17 protein-coding genes are annotated in these 15,736 nt (G+C 64.0%); 12 read left to right on the forward strand and 5 right to left on the reverse strand.

The window, feature by feature from the left end:
• Positions 1 to 17: 17 nt before the first annotated feature.
• From ACX5I4_RS00810 to ACX5I4_RS00820, 3 genes are all read left to right on the forward strand, one after another.
• Positions 18 to 899, forward strand: a complete 882-nt coding sequence (locus ACX5I4_RS00810; RefSeq protein ID WP_284754488.1) for a carbohydrate ABC transporter permease — start codon at positions 18 to 20, stop codon at positions 897 to 899.
• Positions 896 to 1,801 (forward strand): carbohydrate ABC transporter permease, encoded by a 906-nt coding sequence (locus ACX5I4_RS00815; protein ID WP_461834980.1) that lies wholly within the window; start codon positions 896 to 898, stop codon positions 1,799 to 1,801. Before ACX5I4_RS00810 ends, ACX5I4_RS00815 begins: the two co-directional genes overlap by 4 nt.
• 120 nt (positions 1,802 to 1,921) lie before the next feature.
• Positions 1,922 to 2,947 carry a LacI family DNA-binding transcriptional regulator gene (locus ACX5I4_RS00820; protein ID WP_461834981.1) on the forward strand — a complete coding sequence of 342 codons (1,026 nt, stop codon included), beginning with the start codon at positions 1,922 to 1,924 and terminating at the stop codon, positions 2,945 to 2,947.
• On the opposite strand, the gene ACX5I4_RS00825 is transcribed toward ACX5I4_RS00820, so the two are convergent.
• Positions 2,936 to 3,169 carry a helix-turn-helix domain-containing protein gene (locus tag ACX5I4_RS00825; RefSeq protein WP_461838616.1) on the reverse strand — a complete coding sequence of 78 codons (234 nt, stop codon included), beginning with the start codon at positions 3,167 to 3,169 and terminating at the stop codon, positions 2,936 to 2,938. The two genes, ACX5I4_RS00820 and ACX5I4_RS00825, sit on opposite strands and share 12 nt — an antisense overlap.
• A gap of 2 nt (positions 3,170 to 3,171) precedes the next feature.
• Entirely contained in the window at positions 3,172 to 3,456 is a 285-nt protein-coding gene (locus ACX5I4_RS00830; protein WP_461834982.1) for a hypothetical protein, read from the reverse strand.
• Positions 3,457 to 3,767: 311 nt separating this feature from the next.
• Here ACX5I4_RS00830 and ACX5I4_RS00835 point away from each other — a divergent pair, with 311 nt between their 5' ends.
• Complete coding sequence (locus ACX5I4_RS00835; protein WP_461834983.1) at positions 3,768 to 5,660, forward strand: polysaccharide deacetylase family protein; 1,893 nt, start codon at positions 3,768 to 3,770, stop codon at positions 5,658 to 5,660.
• An 88-nt stretch (positions 5,661 to 5,748) separates the two neighbouring features.
• Positions 5,749 to 6,387, forward strand: coding sequence for a hypothetical protein (locus tag ACX5I4_RS00840; protein ID WP_461834984.1), 639 nt, complete (start codon positions 5,749 to 5,751; stop codon positions 6,385 to 6,387).
• 39 nt (positions 6,388 to 6,426) lie between these two features.
• On the opposite strand, the gene ACX5I4_RS00845 is transcribed toward ACX5I4_RS00840, so the two are convergent.
• Together ACX5I4_RS00845 and ACX5I4_RS00850 are read right to left on the reverse strand one after the other, a co-directional pair.
• A complete protein-coding gene (locus ACX5I4_RS00845; RefSeq protein ID WP_461834985.1) occupies positions 6,427 to 7,062 on the reverse strand; it encodes a LysE family translocator in 636 nt (211 codons plus the stop codon).
• A 75-nt stretch (positions 7,063 to 7,137) separates the two neighbouring features.
• Entirely contained in the window at positions 7,138 to 8,610 is a 1,473-nt protein-coding gene (locus ACX5I4_RS00850; RefSeq protein WP_461834986.1) for an amino acid permease, read from the reverse strand.
• Positions 8,611 to 8,815: 205 nt separating this feature from the next.
• On the opposite strand from ACX5I4_RS00850, the gene ACX5I4_RS00855 reads away from it, so the two are divergent.
• The 7 genes from ACX5I4_RS00855 to ACX5I4_RS00885 all read left to right on the forward strand — a co-directional run bounded on the left by ACX5I4_RS00855 (position 8,816) and on the right by ACX5I4_RS00885 (position 15,400).
• Positions 8,816 to 9,241 (forward strand): hypothetical protein, encoded by a 426-nt coding sequence (locus ACX5I4_RS00855; RefSeq protein ID WP_461834987.1) that lies wholly within the window; start codon positions 8,816 to 8,818, stop codon positions 9,239 to 9,241.
• A complete protein-coding gene (locus tag ACX5I4_RS00860; protein WP_461834988.1) occupies positions 9,235 to 9,468 on the forward strand; it encodes a helix-turn-helix transcriptional regulator in 234 nt (77 codons plus the stop codon). Before ACX5I4_RS00855 ends, ACX5I4_RS00860 begins: the two co-directional genes overlap by 7 nt.
• Positions 9,465 to 10,451 (forward strand): NAD(P)-dependent alcohol dehydrogenase, encoded by a 987-nt coding sequence (locus ACX5I4_RS00865; protein ID WP_461834989.1) that lies wholly within the window; start codon positions 9,465 to 9,467, stop codon positions 10,449 to 10,451. Before ACX5I4_RS00860 ends, ACX5I4_RS00865 begins: the two co-directional genes overlap by 4 nt.
• A gap of 166 nt (positions 10,452 to 10,617) precedes the next feature.
• Positions 10,618 to 11,424 (forward strand): IclR family transcriptional regulator, encoded by an 807-nt coding sequence (locus ACX5I4_RS00870; RefSeq protein ID WP_461834990.1) that lies wholly within the window; start codon positions 10,618 to 10,620, stop codon positions 11,422 to 11,424.
• Positions 11,425 to 11,574: 150 nt separating this feature from the next.
• Positions 11,575 to 13,293 carry a urocanate hydratase gene (locus tag ACX5I4_RS00875; protein ID WP_461834991.1) on the forward strand — a complete coding sequence of 573 codons (1,719 nt, stop codon included), beginning with the start codon at positions 11,575 to 11,577 and terminating at the stop codon, positions 13,291 to 13,293.
• A gap of 67 nt (positions 13,294 to 13,360) precedes the next feature.
• Entirely contained in the window at positions 13,361 to 14,956 is a 1,596-nt protein-coding gene (gene hutH, locus ACX5I4_RS00880; RefSeq protein WP_461834992.1) for a histidine ammonia-lyase, read from the forward strand.
• A gap of 195 nt (positions 14,957 to 15,151) precedes the next feature.
• Positions 15,152 to 15,400 (forward strand): hypothetical protein, encoded by a 249-nt coding sequence (locus ACX5I4_RS00885; RefSeq protein WP_059388455.1) that lies wholly within the window; start codon positions 15,152 to 15,154, stop codon positions 15,398 to 15,400.
• A gap of 82 nt (positions 15,401 to 15,482) precedes the next feature.
• Here the strand turns inward: ACX5I4_RS00885 and ACX5I4_RS00890 are convergent, their stop codons facing one another.
• The gene (locus ACX5I4_RS00890) at positions 15,483 to 15,704 is read right to left on the reverse strand and encodes a hypothetical protein (protein ID WP_461834993.1); all 222 of its coding nucleotides are present in this window, start codon (positions 15,702 to 15,704) and stop codon (positions 15,483 to 15,485) included.
• Positions 15,705 to 15,736: the final 32 nt, after the last annotated feature.

Here is a 15,736-nt window from a genome sequence, read left to right on the forward strand (position 1 = left end):
ACCCGAAAGGCCCTCCCATGCTTCCCAATCGATCACGACTCTCGGTCCTGGTCTTCCTGCTCCCGCCGCTGCTTCTCTATGGCGTCGCGGTGCTGTTCCCGATACTGCAGTCGCTATTCCTCAGTTTCTTCTCGTGGAACGGCATCAGTGACATGGAGTTCGTGGGCTTCGCAAACTACGTGCACATGCTCACCGGTGACGGCGTCTTCTGGCGTTCTTTCTTCAACGCCCTCGGCTACCTCGCCATCTGCCTCGTCCTCCAGTTGGGCGGTGCGCTGTTCGTCGCCAGCCTCCTGACCTCCCTGCGCCGGGGCCGCGAACTCGTCAAAACCCTGTATCTCCTGCCAGCGGTGATCTCGACGGTGGCCATCGCCTTCCTCTTCGTACGCATCTACTCGATCGACCCGGTGGGGCTTCTCAACCAGGTCCTCGGCTGGATCGGTCTCGGCGCCCTCGAACGTCCCTGGCTTTCCGACGTCAATACTGTCCTCGCCGCAGTTTCAGCACCTGAAGGCTGGCGGTTCACGGGACTCTACATGCTCATCATCTACGCGGCGCTGCTCGCCGTCCCCCAGGAACTTGAAGAGGCGGCACGCCTGGACGGCGCCAATCGATGGCAGCTGTTCACCAAAATCAGGTTCCCGCACATCCGGCCCGTGTGGATCACCACCACCATCATGGCCACAACCTACGGCCTGCGCGGATTCGATATCCCTTACCTCATGACCAACGGCGGTCCCGGCCAGTCCTCGGAGCTCCTGACGACGTACATGTACAAAACCGCGTTCACCAGCACCGACTTCGGCTACGCCAGCACCATCTCGGTGTTCATCGTGGTCGAGTGCCTCGTCGCCGTCGGATTCATCTTGCTCATGCTCAAACGAAAGGCTGACGCATGACCGCGCAAACAGCCCCCGTTACCCGGCCGATCCCCGCCCCACCAAGCACTCCGGCGCCCCAACGTCGGCGGCGTAAGCCAAACGTCTTCCGAAGCTTGTCGAGGGTGCTGATCGTCCTCATCGTCGTGGTGCAGGTCTACCCCCTCGCCTGGCTGTTCCTCACGAGCCTGCGCAACGAGCACGACTTCGCCACCGGTGATCCCTTCGCGCTGCCGAGCTCCATCAGCTTCGACAACTACGTTCGCGCGTTCCAGACAGGCAACCTCGGCCAGAACATCCTGAACAGTTTCATTGTCACGATGGGTGCCAACCTCCTGATCGTCCTGCTGGGGATGATGGCGGCCTATGCGTTGCAGGTCCTCGGATTCCGCTTCAGCAAATTCGTCCGTGGCCTCTTCCTGATCGGCATCATCGTGCCGGTGCAGATCGCGCTTGTGCCGCTGTTCATCGACTACTCGTCCGTGAACCTGCTGGACACCTACCAATCGATGATCATCCCCTTGGCAGGGTTCGCCCTTCCCATGTCGATCTACCTCTTCTCATCGTTCTTTGAATACATTCCCAGGGAGACCTATGAGGCAGCCTCGTTGGACGGCGCCGGCCCGTACCGGATCTTCGGGCTGATCACCCTTCCGCTCTCGACCAACACCGTAGTGACAGTGGTCCTGGTGAACAGCATCTTCATCTGGAACGACTTCATCTTCGCGAACACGTTCGTCCTCTCCGAAGGACTCAAGACCATCCCGCTCGGGCTGCAGAACTACATCGGAGCGATGGGCAAGGTGGACTGGACCGCGACGTTCGCCGCTGTCTGCATCACGATCACGCCTCTGCTGCTCGTGTTCCTCGTCCTCAACAAGGCGATGATCCAGGGCCTCGAGAGCGGGGCGACGAAGGGGTGAGAAAGCGCCACTGGATAGACTGTGAGGGGAGGGCCAATGACGTCTGAAGAAAGCTCTAAAGAACCCGAGGTTAACCCCTCGCATCCACCGGCGACTCCGAGGACGAGTCATCCGGTCACGATGCGGGAGGTAGCGGAAGGGGCTGGGGTCTCCGTTGCCACGGTTTCCCTCGTTATCAACAACAAGAAAGACGCCCGGATCGGCGCCGCGACCCGCAAACGCGTCTTGGACACCATCCGTGAACTGGGATACCGCCCGAACGCCCTCGCGAAGAACCTCGTGAGCGGCAGTTCACGGTTCATTGGCCTCGTCGCTGACGCGATCGCCACGACTCCCTTCGCAGGGCAAATCATCCATGGCGCCCAGGACGAAGCTTGGAAGCACGGATTCGTGCTGCTGGTCGCCAACACCGAGGGCGACGAGCCCGTGGAAAAGGACGCTATCTCCATGATGCTCGAGCACAAGGTTCGCGGCATCCTGTACTCCACCTGGTTCCATCGCCCAACTGAGATCCCCGCCGCGTTGCAGGAGACCGACTTCGTGCTGGTGAACTGCTTCTCCCCGGGCTCCGACGCGCTTGCGGTGGTCCCGGATGAAGTCCACGGCGGACGGGAAGCCACTGAAATCCTTGTGCGCAAGGGGCACCGACGGATCGCCTTCATCAACGCAACCATTCCAGCCCCGGCCAAGGATGGACGTCTCCAGGGCTACCGGGAAGCGCTCGAATCTGCCGGAATCGCATTTGACCCGCACCTCGTGTTCGACGCGTATCCTGACCAGGAAGGCGGATATGGCGCCGTCGAGGAACTTCTCAAACGAGACGTCACGGCGGTCTTCTGCTACAACGACCGTATGGCCATGGGTCTCTACGACGGGCTGAAGCAGCGAGGGTTGTCCATTCCCGAAGACATGGCCGTCGTCGGGTTCGACAACCAGGAAGTCATCGCCGCCCACATGCGGCCACCGCTCTCCACCGTCGCGCTGCCGCACTACGAACTCGGCGCTGCCGGCGTGCGCCTCCTCCTCGGCGTCGACGAACCTGTAGGCAGCGCTGTGGTCAAGATTGAGTGCCCGCCAGTGGAACGCGATTCCGTCGGAACGAACATCCTGACAGGTCCGCGGCTTCGTTGGAGTTCAACTACCTGATTCTTCGGCGCCGTCCGGGTGCTGCTCGGCCTCGTCCACTGCGGAGTGTTCGATGTAGGACTCCACCGCAGACTCCGGAACGCGGTATGACCGCCCGAATCGCACCGCGTGGATGGCGTGCGAGTTCACGAGGCGGTAGACGGTCATTCTGGATACCCGCAACGCCTCGGCAACCTCGGCGATTGTCATGAATCGGTTGGCTGGAATGCCGGCGGCGGACATGTTCACCACGGCTTCCTCAACTGACGGTAGTCGTAGTAGACCACCGGCCCACCACTTCGCACGACAGTTCGCAAGCCAATCGATGAACCATTGATGACGGCCACTACGCCTTCCTGGCTCCCGTTGAATGGATCGTCACCGGCCACGTAGTCGCCAAGCTTGAAAGGGGAGACCGTCACTTTGGCCTGCTTGGCTGCCCCGGAAAATACCTGGCGCAGTCGTCGGGCCAGCGCGAAGCAACGCCTCACCCGCATCCGAACGATGTACCTCGATGTGGGATCAAACATCAAAACCACTCCCTTGCAGTCGCGATGTGCCTAGGGTAGGCGCCGACCACACAAGGCACATGAGTGACTTTCACCCGTTATGCCACACGGGCCACTCAGGCCACTCGGTCAACTACTCGGACGGGAATCCCAATTCAAGCAAGTGGTCACCCGAGTAGTCCGGGCAAAAGACGGGTAGGTGCCACGCAAGCCAGACCGGGCGAACAGTCCCTAGGCTCAAGGCAAATGTTCCGTCAGTTCCGGGGGCTGTTCGGTGTCCCCGTTCTGTGTGCCGTTCGGTTCCCTGAGCCGCAGCCAGATGGGGTCTATCTATGAGCGTTTCCAGTCCGCCCACTCAGGAGAGGCCCAAGCCGCGGAGCATTCCGACGGCGGGCGCCCGCCGTCGTCGTTCCCGTACGTTCGCCGCTATTGCGGCGGTCGCCATGGCCAGCGTCGCCCTGGTGTTTGCCGCCCCAGCCGCGCAAGCGGCCAATCCCACGATTGTTTCCCTGACGTTCGACGACGGGAACGCGGACCAGCTGAACGCGGCCCAAATCATGAAGGCCCAAGGCATGGCGGGGACGTTCTTCATCGTTTCGGGATTTGCAGACAACCCCGGCTATCTGTCGGTGGCGGATCTCCACGGACTCGTTGCGGACGGCAATGAGATCGGTGGCCACACCGTGACCCACCCCGACCTGGTCACCCTGCCTCCAGACGAAGCCAAGCGTCAGATCTGCAACGACAGGGTCAACCTGAGCAACTGGGGCTTCTCGGTCACCGATTTCGCGTACCCTTTTGCCTCGGAAAACGCCTCAGCCGAGGCCATTGCGCAGAGTTGCGGCTACAACAGTGCCCGTGGCCTGGGTGACATCAAGACCCGCTTCAGCTGCCCGACATGCAGCCTGGCGGAAACGATGCCCCCGGCCAACCCCTACAACACGGCGGCGCCCGATGAGGTGGATTCCACCTGGACGCTGGCCGATTTGCAGACTTCGGTCACCCAAGCGGAGGCAGCCGGCGGCTGGGTGCAGCTGACCTTCCACCACATCGATGCGAACAGCACGGACCCCCTGAACATCCAGCCGGCCCTTTTTGAACAGTTCCTGGTGTGGCTCAAGGCGCGTCCGGCAACCACCACCGTGAAGACCGTCAACCAAGTGATGGGCGGCGCGGTCAAGCCGCTGGTCTCGGGACCGGCTGTACCTCCCCAGGCTCCCAACGGCAACCTTGTGCAGAATCCCGGGCTCGAGACCTTGGTGAGCGGAATGCCCCAGTGCTGGTTCGCCGGCGGCTATGGCACCAATACCCCCAGTTACTCCGTGGTCAGTCCCGGCCGGACAGGCGCAGTCGCCGAGAAGCTCGTGATGACCGGCTATGTGGACGGTGACGCGAAATTGCTGCCGGCCCTGGACCTTGGCGGATGCTCGCCAACGGCAACGGAAGGGCATCAATACAACATCGGAGCCTGGTACACGTCTACGGTGCCCACACAATTCACCCTGTACTACCGAACTGGACTGGGCTCATGGAAGTACTGGACATCCAGCCCATGGTTTGCCGCGGCAACGAGCTACCAAAAGGCGGCCTGGGCCACCCCGGCACTACCCGCGGGTGCAAACGGAATCAGCTTTGGATTGAACCTCTTCAGCAACGGCACCCTCATCACGGATGACTATGAAATGTTTGACACCGCCACGGCGCCGGCCCCGGTTCCCCCGGCTCCCGGTACCAACCTGGTGCAAAACGCGGGCCTTGAGACGGCGGGAATCGGCTGGGCACCGCAGTGCTGGCAGGCCGGAGGCTACGGAATGAACAATGCGGCCCTCAGCGCCGTGCCCGCGGCCCACAGCGGCGCAATGGCGGCCCAACTTGTTGTCAGCGGTTACACCGACGGCGACGCGAAGCTCCTCCAGACCATGGATAGCGGCAGCTGCGCTCCGCCGGCCATCGCCGGACATGGCTATTCGCTCCGGGCCTGGTACACCTCGACGGCGGTGACCCAGTTTACGGTGTATTACCGGGACGCTACGGGCAGCTGGGTCTACTGGACATCGAGTCCCTGGCTGGCGGCGTCGGACACGTACATCCAGGCCAGCTTCACCACTCCCGTGCTGCCGGACGGTGCCACAGCCGTGAGCTTCGGCTTGAACCTCTTCAGCAACGGCACGCTGACTACTGACGACTACGCCATGTATGACACTGTCGGGGCGCCGGCACTGTGAAACATCGGGGGCTTCACGAAGGGGAAGGTGCGGTCGCTGGCCGCGCAAAGGCTGGCCGCGCAAGGGGCAGGGAAGTGAGCTGGGAACGATGAAACGAGCGGCAAAAGCAGGAATCGTGGTTGCGGGCGTGGTCGCGGTCGGAGTGGCGGGGGCGATTACCCTCAATGCCACCCAGACAGCCTCACTCTCAGTTGCAGGCGCCACACCGTCGGTCACCGCCAGCGCGGCTCCCTCCGCTTCGGGAGCCACCCATGCGCCATCTGCGGCGCCGAGCGCCGCCATCTCAACGCCTGCCGCGAATGCCTCCTCGAGCGCAGCGCCTTCAAGTCAGGCCGCAGCCCCCGGCCCGGCGATCACCTCGAAGCCCGACGCCCCGGTTGCACCGGCGCCAGCGCCAGCCGCGCCGGCTCCTGCCCCGGCTCCCGGGGCGCAGGGCCTCGACGCCGCTGGGATCCAACGTATCGAAGACACCTGCAGCGCCCGGCTGAAAAGCGATGCTGCCCATTCCGGAACAGTGACCGGAACGGTGGTTCCGCGGCCATTCATCGTCGTCTCCATTGCCTTCTCGGGGACCCCGGTGCGGTCAACGGCCGCCTCGGGACTGGCGTCGTACGACGTCCTCATGAAGATCACCACCAAGCTGGTTGATGGTCCTACCCAGGACGGAGTGCGTGTTTGCCGCGTCTATGACTCGGATTCGCACGTGGATTGGCTTCCGGCAGGCTGATTCCGCGATTGTCGCTGCGGGTTCCGCGAGAAAAGGACGCTAGGACTTGGTGCCCGTGAGTGCCAAGGTTCCGCCGAGCCCGATCATCATGACCCCGCCAGTCGCACCCAAAGTGGAAATCCGGCGAGGGGAGCGCGCGAACCAGTGGCGGGCAGTACCTGCCGCAAGGGCCCACATGCTGTCGGAGACCAGGGCGATCACCAGGAAAACGGCTCCAAGCTCGGCGAGTTGAACTGGAATGCTGCCGCTGGAGTATTCCACGAACTGCGGCAGCACCGCCACGAAGAACACGATCGATTTCGGGTTGCTCGCACCCACGATGAAGCCTTCGCGGACCAGCCGCCAGTTAGACCGCGACGGCGTCGGACCGGCCGCCGTCGAACGCCCTCCGCGGTGACGGATCGCCTGCACGCCGAGGTAGACCAGATAGGCCGCGCCCGCGAACTTGATGACAGTGAAGAGGAGGATCGATTGCGCCAGCACCGCGCCGAGCCCCAAGGCTACCGCGGTGATCTGCGGAACCATGCCCAAGGCATTTCCGAGCACGCTCAGGAGTCCGCCTTTGCGGCCTAGGGCAAGGGAACGGCCAATCACGAAAAGCACACTGGGACCAGGGACTGCGATGAGGACCAGCGAGGCCAGGGCAAACGCCAGGAGATTGGTGAACGGAACCATGCCTGATGATAACCCTGGCCTCTAGTGACGGTCGATGGTTGGCGGGGGCCGCCGTCGTCGTCCTCTTCGCCGCAGCTACGAGCGCTCGGCGACCACCGGTATCGAGGCGGTCTCGTCAACGAGGTCCGCACGGACGCGCCCGCCGCCGCGGACCCACAGCTTGTAAGCCAGCACTAGCAACCCGAGCCACACGGCACCCACGTACAACGCCACGCGGGTGTCCTCGAAGACGCCAAGGATGACGATCACCATGGCCATGAACGCAATGGTCAGCACGGAAGCGGTGGGCCACCACGGCGACGCGAATTCCGACGCCGGCAGTCCCTTGCGCTTGATCTCCCGCTTCATGGCTACGTGGGAGGCGAGGATCATTGCCCACACCCACACGGTCGCGAAAGTGGCGATGGAGGCGATGATGACGAAGACGCTCTCAGGGATCACCGCGTTGAGCACCACGCCCACCAGCAGGATCCCGCCCATCAGGACAACGGTCATCCAGGGAACTCCGTGACGGGAGATCTTGCCGAAGCTCCTGGGTGCGTGACCTTGCTGGGAGAGACCGAAGAGGATGCGTCCCGCGCCGAAGATATCGCTATTGATCGCGGACAGCGCCGCGGTGATCACCACGGCATTGAGGATGTGGGGCGCTGCGGGAATGCCGAGGCCGCTGAAGATCTGCACGAACGGGCTGCCGTTGTTGCCGATTTCATTCCAAGGGAACAGGCTCATGAGCACGCCGAGAGTCAGGACGTAGAACAGCAGCACGCGCACGGGCACGGTGTTCACGGCCTGCGGGATGACCTTCTTGGGGTCTGCGGCCTCGCCTGCGGTGATGCCGATCGTCTCGATCCCGCCAAAGGCGAACATGACGACGGCGAACGAGGCCAGGAGCCCTTCGAAACCGTTCGGGAACAGGCCGCCATGGTCAACGAGGTTCCCCAGCCCCGGTGCCGCACCGCCGTCGCCCGTGTGGAAGCCGAACACGATGATCGCCGCACCGCCCGCAATCATGGCGATGATAGCCACTACCTTGATGAGGGAGAACCAAAACTCGAGTTCCCCGAAAACCTTGACGCTCAGGAGGTTCATGGCCCCGAGGAGCAGAATGATCGCCAGGACCCAGATCCAGCGGTCCACCTGCGGGAACCAGAAGCCCATGTAGATACTGAATGCTGTCACGTCCGCGATCGCCACGATGGCCATTTCGAAAACGTAGGTCCATCCGGTGATGAACCCAGCCAGCGGTCCGAGGTAACGGCTGGCGTACTGGCCGAATGAGCCGGAAACGGGGTGGCGGACAGCCATTTCGCCGAGCGCGCGCATCACCATGAAGACGGCGGCGCCACCGATGATGTATGCAAAGAGAACTGCCGGGCCCGCCTTTTGGATGGCAGACGCGGAGCCGTAGAAGAGGCCTGTTCCGATGGCCGAACCGAGGGCCATGAAGCGGATGTGGCGGACGTTGAGGCCGCGGCTGAGAACGGTGGTTGCCGCGCCGGCGACGGCGTCGGCGGCTGTTGTCCTGCCCGCTATTGGTGCTTGTTGCATGCGAATACCTTCTCGTCATTGGGAGGGGGACTGTTAACCAGCAGACCATTTCGGGACGGCCTGTGATGGGACTCACGGCGCATCGCTGTCTCGGTTCTCAGACCCTGGTGACATGGTGCTTTGCCCTGTACGTCAAAAACTCTTGACTCAATGTCAATCAGGCTTTACATTTGCAATGTCAACTTTGTTTTACATGGGAGTCGAAATGTCATTCGAAGAAAAGAGTGCCTGGATCATGGGCGTGCTCGCGGTGGGCTCCTACGCGGCGTACCTCATCATCGTCCTGGGCGGCGCGGCCGGCACTCCGCTGACCCAGGTTCCCTACGTGGCGCCCATGCTCTGGACTATCGGAGCATCGATTGGCGTGTCCATAGTGCTTCATATCCTGATCCGGATGGCTTCTCCCAGGAACGCAGGCAAGGACCAGCGGGACAAGGAGATTTATCGCTTTGGCGAGTACATCGGCCAGTCGTTCGTGATCATTGGCGCAGTGGCGGCGCTCATCATGGCCATGGCCACGTTGGACTATTTCTGGATCGCCAACGTCATCTACTTGGCATTCGTTCTCTCCGCAGTGCTCGGATCCGTTGCGAGGATCATTGGCTACCGCCGGGGTTTCCAGCCGTGGTGAAGCCGACCAAAGTCACCAATTCCATCCGGGCCCTCCGCTTCGCCCGCGATGAAATGACCCAAGCGCAACTGGCGGACAGTATCGGGGTAACCCGGCAGACCATCATCGCCATCGAGCAGGGCCGCTACTCGCCTTCCCTCGAAATGGCATTCCAAATCGCCCGCGTCTTGAACGTGCCGCTCGACGACGTGTTCCAGTACCCGGACAGCGAAGGAGAAGCATCATGAAAGCGATCGTTCAAGACAGTTACGGCTCCGCAGATGTGCTCGAGTTTGCCGAGGTCGACAAACCGGTCCCCGGCGAAAGCGAGGTCCTCGTACGCGTCCGCGCTGCCGGCGTCGATCCCGGCGTCTGGCATCTGATGACGGGTCTCCCATACCTCACGAGGGTGTTTGGCTTCGGGGTAAGGAAGCCTAAGAACCGCATCCGTGGCAGGGACGTGGCGGGCACGGTGGAATCCGTCGGCGCGAAGGTGACCCAGTTCCGGCCGGGTGACGAGGTCTTCGGAACGTGCGAAGGTTCCTTTGCCGAATACGCGTGCGCGAAGGAGGAGAAGATTGCGCCGAAGCCCTCCACGCTCAGCTTCGAGCAGGCCGCAGCCGTCCCCATCTCGGCCACAACCGCCCTGCAAGGCCTCCGGGACAGTGGGAAGCTGCTAGCGGGGGAGAAGGTCCTGATCATCGGCGCGGCGGGCGGAGTGGGATTGTTCGCCGTCCAGTTGGCGAAAGCGTTCGGCGCGGTGGTCAGTGGCGTGTGTAGCGCGCCGAAAATGGAGGTGGTCCGATCGGCAGGCGCCGACCACGTCATCGACTACGCCAGCGAAGATGCCACTGATGGAACCACGCACTACGACCTCATCCTGGACACCGCTGGCAACCGTCCGCTCAAGCAGCTTCGGCGGGCACTCGCCCCGCGGGGGCGGCTCATCATCGTCGGCGGGGAAGGCGGTGGCCGTTGGCTGGGTGGCTTCGACCGCGCCCTTCGCGCGCCCATGCTGTCGCTGTTCCTGGGTCAAAAGCTGAGTGGCCTGATGGCCGTGGAACGTCAGGAAGACTTGCGCTTCCTGACGGGGTTGATTGAGGCAGGCAAAGTCACGCCTTTCATCGACAAGACCTTTCCCCTCGCCGAAGCTCCCGACGCAATCCGATACGTGCATGGCCGCGGTGCACGGGGCAAAGTAGTAGTCGCAGTGGCGGCGGCCGATAGCTAGTCCAACAGGCTTGCGATTGTCTGGTATTCCAGACAGCTTAATGTTCTGATTGGTTTCCGAACCGCCCTACGGGGCGCACGCTTAAGTACGGGATCCCGGACACCCTGACTATCGCCTTTGCGGCAGCAGGGCGTGCCGGGGATGACAGTGCACTCGAAGAGGAGCCATGACCATACAGCCGTCCACCCAAGGCCGGGCCGCTTCCAAGGTTCCTGCCGCTGAAAACACCCTGCGCATCCTGAAGTTGCTTGCTTCCCGGCGCGGCCCGATGGCAGCGTCCAACATCGCTACCGCGCTTGGCCTGCCCCGGTCCAGCGTCTATCACTTGCTCGGCGTCATGGAGGCCAACGGTTTCGTCCTGCACCTTCACGAGGAACAGCGCTACGGACTGGGCATTAGCGCCTTTGAACTCAGTTCGGCCTACTCGCGGCAAGAGCCTTTGTCGCGCCTCGGCCGCCCTATGCTTGCCGCCCTCGTGGATGCGATCGGTGAGAGCGCGCATTTGGCCGTGCTGCATGGCCGCGATGTGCTTTACATCGTGGAAGAGCGGGCCAAGAACCGTCCGTCCCTGGTGACCGACGTCGGGGTCCGGCTTCCCAGCCACCTCACCGCCAGCGGACGCGCCATCCTGGCCGCACTGCCGAAATCGCAGGTCAGGGCCCTGTATCCGAATGCCGCCGCCTTCACGGCCCGGCATGAGATGGAATCGCCCATCATGAAGTACTCGGCCTTGTCCTCGCACCTGGACCAGGTCCGGCAGCGCGGCTACGCCACTGAACACGGCGAAGTCACGCCAGGCTTCGGCTCGGTGGCCGCCGCCGTCACCGACCATTTGGGATGGCCGACGGCGGCAGTCGCCGTGACGTTCCTCGAGGACCGGGTGCCGGTTGAGGAATGGCCTGCACTGGCCGCCCGCATCCAAAAAACGGCGGACGAGCTGTCGATCCGCATTCACGGCCGCCCGGGGCAATAGCCTCCCGCTGCACCCCTCCCGCCCCCCGTTAGTTGAGTCTGTAATCCCGGACAGCACCCTTCATAAAGCCGTTCCAAGACGGTTGCGGAAGGGCTCTACTGGATACAGAAGGACTTACACCTAGCAACCTCCAGAGACGAAGGAGTCACCATGGCACCCGCCGATTTCACTACCGGAGCCCGTCCGGTCAAAGCTGCCCGCGGTACCGAGCTGACCGCGAAGAGCTGGCAGACCGAGGCGCCGCTGCGCATGTTGATGAACAACCTGGATCCGGAGGTCGCCGAGCGTCCGGATGACCTGGTCGTGTACGGCGGCACGGGCCGCGCCGCCCGGTCCTGGGCCGCGTTCGATGCGATCACCCGGACCCTGGAGACCATGGAGAAGGACGAAACCCTCCTGGTCCAGTCCGGCAAGCCCGTGGGCGTGTTCCGCACCAACGAATGGGCGCCGCGGGTGCTGCTGGCAAATTCGAACCTCGTGGGCGACTGGGCGACCTGGCCCGAATTCCGCCGCCTTGAGGCCGAGGGCCTGATGATGTACGGGCAGATGACCGCCGGTTCCTGGATCTACATCGGCACCCAGGGCATCCTGCAGGGCACCTACGAGACCTTCGCCGCCGTCGGGAACAAGCTCCAGGCCGAAGGCCGCATGGCTCCCAGCACGGGCACCGAGGGACCGCTGGCCGGGACCCTGACCCTCACCGGTGGGTGCGGTGGCATGGGCGGGGCCCAGCCGCTGGCCGTGACCCTGAACGACGGGGCCTGCCTGATCGTGGACGTGGACGAGTCCCGGCTGCGCCGCCGCGTCGGCAAGCGCTACCTGGACGAGGTCGAGACCGACCTGGACACCGCGATCGCCAAGGTCGTCAAGGCCAAGGAAGAGCGCCGCGGCTGGTCCGTGGGCTACGTCGGCAACGCCGCCGAGGTCTTCCCCGAACTGCTCCGCCGCCACCAGGCCGGGGAACTGTCCATCGATGTCGTGACCGACCAGACCTCCGCGCACGATCCTCTGTCCTACCTGCCCGAGGGCATCACCGTGGCCGAGTGGCACACCGAGGCCGAGGCGGACCCGGAAGGGTTCACGAAGAAGGCCCAGGCCTCCATGGCCCGGCACGTGCAGGCCATGGTCGAGTTCCAGGACGCCGGGGCCGAGGTCTTCGACTACGGCAACTCCATCCGCGACGAGGCACGCAAGGGCGGCTACGGGCGGGCGTTCGAGTTCCCCGGCTTCGTCCCGGCCTACATCCGGCCGCTGTTCTGCGAGGGCCTGGGCCCGTTCCGCTGGGTCGCGCTCTCGGGTGACCCGGAGGACATCGCCGTGACCGACAAGGCCATCAAGGAACTCTTCCCGGAGAACAAGCACCTGCACAAGTGGATCGACGCCGCGCAGGAGCGGGTCGAGTTCGAAGGCCTCCCGGCCCGCATCTGCTGGCTCGGCTACGGCGAACGCGCCAAGGCCGGCCTGCTGTTCAACCGGCTCGTGGCCGAAGGCAAGGTCAAGGCCCCCATCGTGATCGGCCGCGACCACCTGGACTCCGGATCCGTGGCCTCCCCGTACCGGGAAACCGAAGCCATGAAGGACGGCTCCGACGCGATCGCGGACTGGCCGCTGCTGAACGCCCTGACCGCCGCGTCCTCGGGCGCCACCTGGGTCTCCATCCACCACGGCGGCGGCGTGGGCATCGGCCGCTCCATCCACACCGGCCAGGTCTCCGTGGCCGACGGCACCGAGCTCGCCGCCCAGAAACTCGAACGCCTCCTCACCAATGACCCCGGCATGGGCGTCATCCGCCACGCCGACGCCGGCTACGAACGCGCCATCGAAGTCGCAGCAGAGCGCGGCGTCCGCATCCCGATGAACGAGAAGTAGGAACACCGTGACTGTTCTCCCCAATAACCCCCTAACCTCGCAAGCTCGGCCAGGGAACCCTGTCCCCGTGGCCCCAGCAACATCCCTTGGCCGCCAGACGGTCATCCTCGGCTCCAGCGGAGTCACGCCGGAGGACGTCGTCGCCGTCGCACGCCACGACGCCAAGGTGACCATCTCCCAGGAAGCCCTGGACACGGTCGCTAAAGTCCGCGCCCACATCGACGGCCTCGCCCACAGCGAGGTTCCGGCGTACGGCGTCTCCACGGGCTTCGGTGCCCTGGCCAACCGCCACATCCCCAACGAGCTCCGCACCCAGCTGCAGAAGTCGCTGATCCGCAGCCACGCCGCCGGCATGGGCCCGGCCGTGGAGCGCGAAGTGGTCCGTGGCATCATGTTCCTGCGCGCCAAGACCTTGGCGTCGGGCCGTACAGGCGTTCGTCCCGTGGTTCTGCAGACCATGGTGGACGTCCTCAACGCAGGCATCACCCCCGTGGTCCGCGAGTTCGGATCCCTGGGCTGCTCCGGCGACCTCGCTCCGCTGTCCCACTGCGCCCTCGTCCTGATGGGCGAAGGCGAAGCAACCGGCCCCGACGGCGAGCTCTACGGCGCCGCCGGAAAGAAGCCGGTGGCCGAGCTCCTCGCCGCGCACGGCATCGAGCCGGTAGTCCTTGCGGAAAAGGAAGGCCTCGCGCTGGTCAACGGCACCGAGGGCATGCTCGGCATGCTGCTGATGGCCATCGCTGACCTGCACTTGCTGCTCACGACGGCGGACATCACCGCCGCGCTCAGCGTCGAGGCGCTGCTCGGCACGGACCAGGTGTTCCTCCCGGAACTGCACGCAGCCCTGCGTCCCCACCCGGGCCAGGCCGCCAGTGCAGACAACATGCTGAGGGTGCTTTCCAACTCGCCGATCGTCGCTTCGCACCGCGTCAATGACACCAAGGTCCAGGACGCATACTCGCTCCGCTGCGCACCCCAGGTGGCAGGCGCAGTCCGCGACACCGTGACGCACGCTGAGCTGGTTGCTTCCCGCGAGTTGGCAGCTGCCATCGACAACCCCGTGGTGCTCCCGGACGGCCGTGTGTCTTCCAATGGAAACTTCCATGGCGCTCCGGTGGCCTATGTGCTGGACTTCCTGGCCATCGCCGTCGCGGACTTGTCCTCGATCGCCGAACGCCGCACGGACCGCATGCTGGACCCGGCCCGCTCGCACGGACTCCCGGCATTCCTTGCCGACGATCCCGGCGTGGACTCGGGCCTCATGATCGCCCAGTACACCCAGGCCGGCCTCGTCTCGGACAACAAGCGCCTGGCCGTTCCGGCGTCGGTGGACTCCATCCCGAGTTCCGCCATGCAGGAGGACCACGTCTCCATGGGCTGGCACGCGGCACGCAAGCTCCGCAAGGCCGTGGAGAACCTGCGCCGCGTCCTGGCCGTGGAACTCGTCACGAGCACCCGTGCCCTCGACATCCGCACCAAACTGTCCGGTGGGGAACTCACTCCGGGGCCTGCTGGCTCCGCCGTGATCGAGGTGCTGCGCGGCGTCGTCGACGGTCCTGGAACTGACCGTTTCCTCTCACCTGAGCTGGAAGCGGCGGACCGTCTTGTAGGCGCTGGCGAGGTCCGCGCCGCCGCCGAATCCGCCGTTGGAATTCTCGCCTGACGCCGAACAAAATACCGTTCGAGTGAACATTAGGAAGCGCCCCGGAAATGTTTGGCAATACGTGCCCCGGGGCGCTTTCTGTGTAGTAGAACTTATGGGGTACGGCATGTCCACGCCGACGATGTCGTGGGCCTGCCGGGGAAATCCGTTTACAACTGAAACAACAACGAACATCCACAAAGGGGTAGAAGTTCAATGAAGGCACGCGGGACAGTCCTGTCCAGGCGAATCGCACAGTCCGCCGTCGTTTCCAATTGGGGAACGTTGAAGGTGGGGGAGCGGATCGAAGTCGTAAGGCACGCACATGTGGTCGCGGCGGGGGAGGTGCAGGAAGTCTCGGGCAGCGGCAACGTTGTGTGGCTCGAACCTGCAGGACCCGGCGCCGACGAAGCCGCCAAGCAGCTTTTCATGAAGTCCGACGGCGTGGAGTTGCGTCGGGTGTAGCCGGCAGAGTCGCCGTCTAAACCAAGAGAAACGGCCCTTCCGATGAACGCGGAAGGGCCGTTTCTGGCTACTTAGCCTGCGGCTAAGCGGCGACGATCTCGAGAGTCTGGCCGAATGGCACGGACTCGTCCAAGGCAACCGTGTACCTTCCGGGCTCGCGGCGGGTCACCAGGATCCCGCAACGGCCGTCTTCGGCTGCGGCTTCGATGAGCGTGCCGACAGCACGGTCAAGGCCTGCGTGGACTTCATCGACGGATGAAAAGGACAAATGGATCTCGTTGTGTTCTATCGTGGCTGTGCTCATTGGGGGGCCTCCTTCTGCAGGCTGCCGCGGGG

This window comes from Arthrobacter sp. MMS24-S77 (assembly GCF_054888235.1).

Excerpts from the sequence above, each read along its gene's own strand:
- ACX5I4_RS00890 (WP_461834993.1), bottom strand. The coding sequence starts at position 15,704 with ATGAGCACAGCCACGATAGAACACAACGAGATCCATTTGTCCTTTTCA.
- ACX5I4_RS00820 (WP_461834981.1), top strand. The coding sequence starts at position 1,922 with ATGCGGGAGGTAGCGGAAGGGGCTGGGGTCTCCGTTGCCACGGTTTCC.
- ACX5I4_RS00850 (WP_461834986.1), bottom strand. The coding sequence starts at position 8,610 with ATGCAACAAGCACCAATAGCGGGCAGGACAACAGCCGCCGACGCCGTC.
- ACX5I4_RS00840 (WP_461834984.1), top strand. The coding sequence starts at position 5,749 with ATGAAACGAGCGGCAAAAGCAGGAATCGTGGTTGCGGGCGTGGTCGCG.
- ACX5I4_RS00825 (WP_461838616.1), bottom strand. The coding sequence starts at position 3,169 with ATGTCCGCCGCCGGCATTCCAGCCAACCGATTCATGACAATCGCCGAG.
- ACX5I4_RS00865 (WP_461834989.1), top strand. The coding sequence starts at position 9,465 with ATGAAAGCGATCGTTCAAGACAGTTACGGCTCCGCAGATGTGCTCGAG.
- ACX5I4_RS00810 (WP_284754488.1), top strand. The coding sequence starts at position 18 with ATGCTTCCCAATCGATCACGACTCTCGGTCCTGGTCTTCCTGCTCCCG.
- ACX5I4_RS00835 (WP_461834983.1), top strand. The coding sequence starts at position 3,768 with ATGAGCGTTTCCAGTCCGCCCACTCAGGAGAGGCCCAAGCCGCGGAGC.
- ACX5I4_RS00885 (WP_059388455.1), top strand. The coding sequence starts at position 15,152 with ATGAAGGCACGCGGGACAGTCCTGTCCAGGCGAATCGCACAGTCCGCC.
- ACX5I4_RS00815 (WP_461834980.1), top strand. The coding sequence starts at position 896 with ATGACCGCGCAAACAGCCCCCGTTACCCGGCCGATCCCCGCCCCACCA.
- ACX5I4_RS00845 (WP_461834985.1), bottom strand. The coding sequence starts at position 7,062 with ATGGTTCCGTTCACCAATCTCCTGGCGTTTGCCCTGGCCTCGCTGGTC.
- ACX5I4_RS00830 (WP_461834982.1), bottom strand. The coding sequence starts at position 3,456 with ATGTTTGATCCCACATCGAGGTACATCGTTCGGATGCGGGTGAGGCGT.
- ACX5I4_RS00855 (WP_461834987.1), top strand. The coding sequence starts at position 8,816 with ATGTCATTCGAAGAAAAGAGTGCCTGGATCATGGGCGTGCTCGCGGTG.
- ACX5I4_RS00875 (WP_461834991.1), top strand. The coding sequence starts at position 11,575 with ATGGCACCCGCCGATTTCACTACCGGAGCCCGTCCGGTCAAAGCTGCC.
- ACX5I4_RS00870 (WP_461834990.1), top strand. The coding sequence starts at position 10,618 with ATGACCATACAGCCGTCCACCCAAGGCCGGGCCGCTTCCAAGGTTCCT.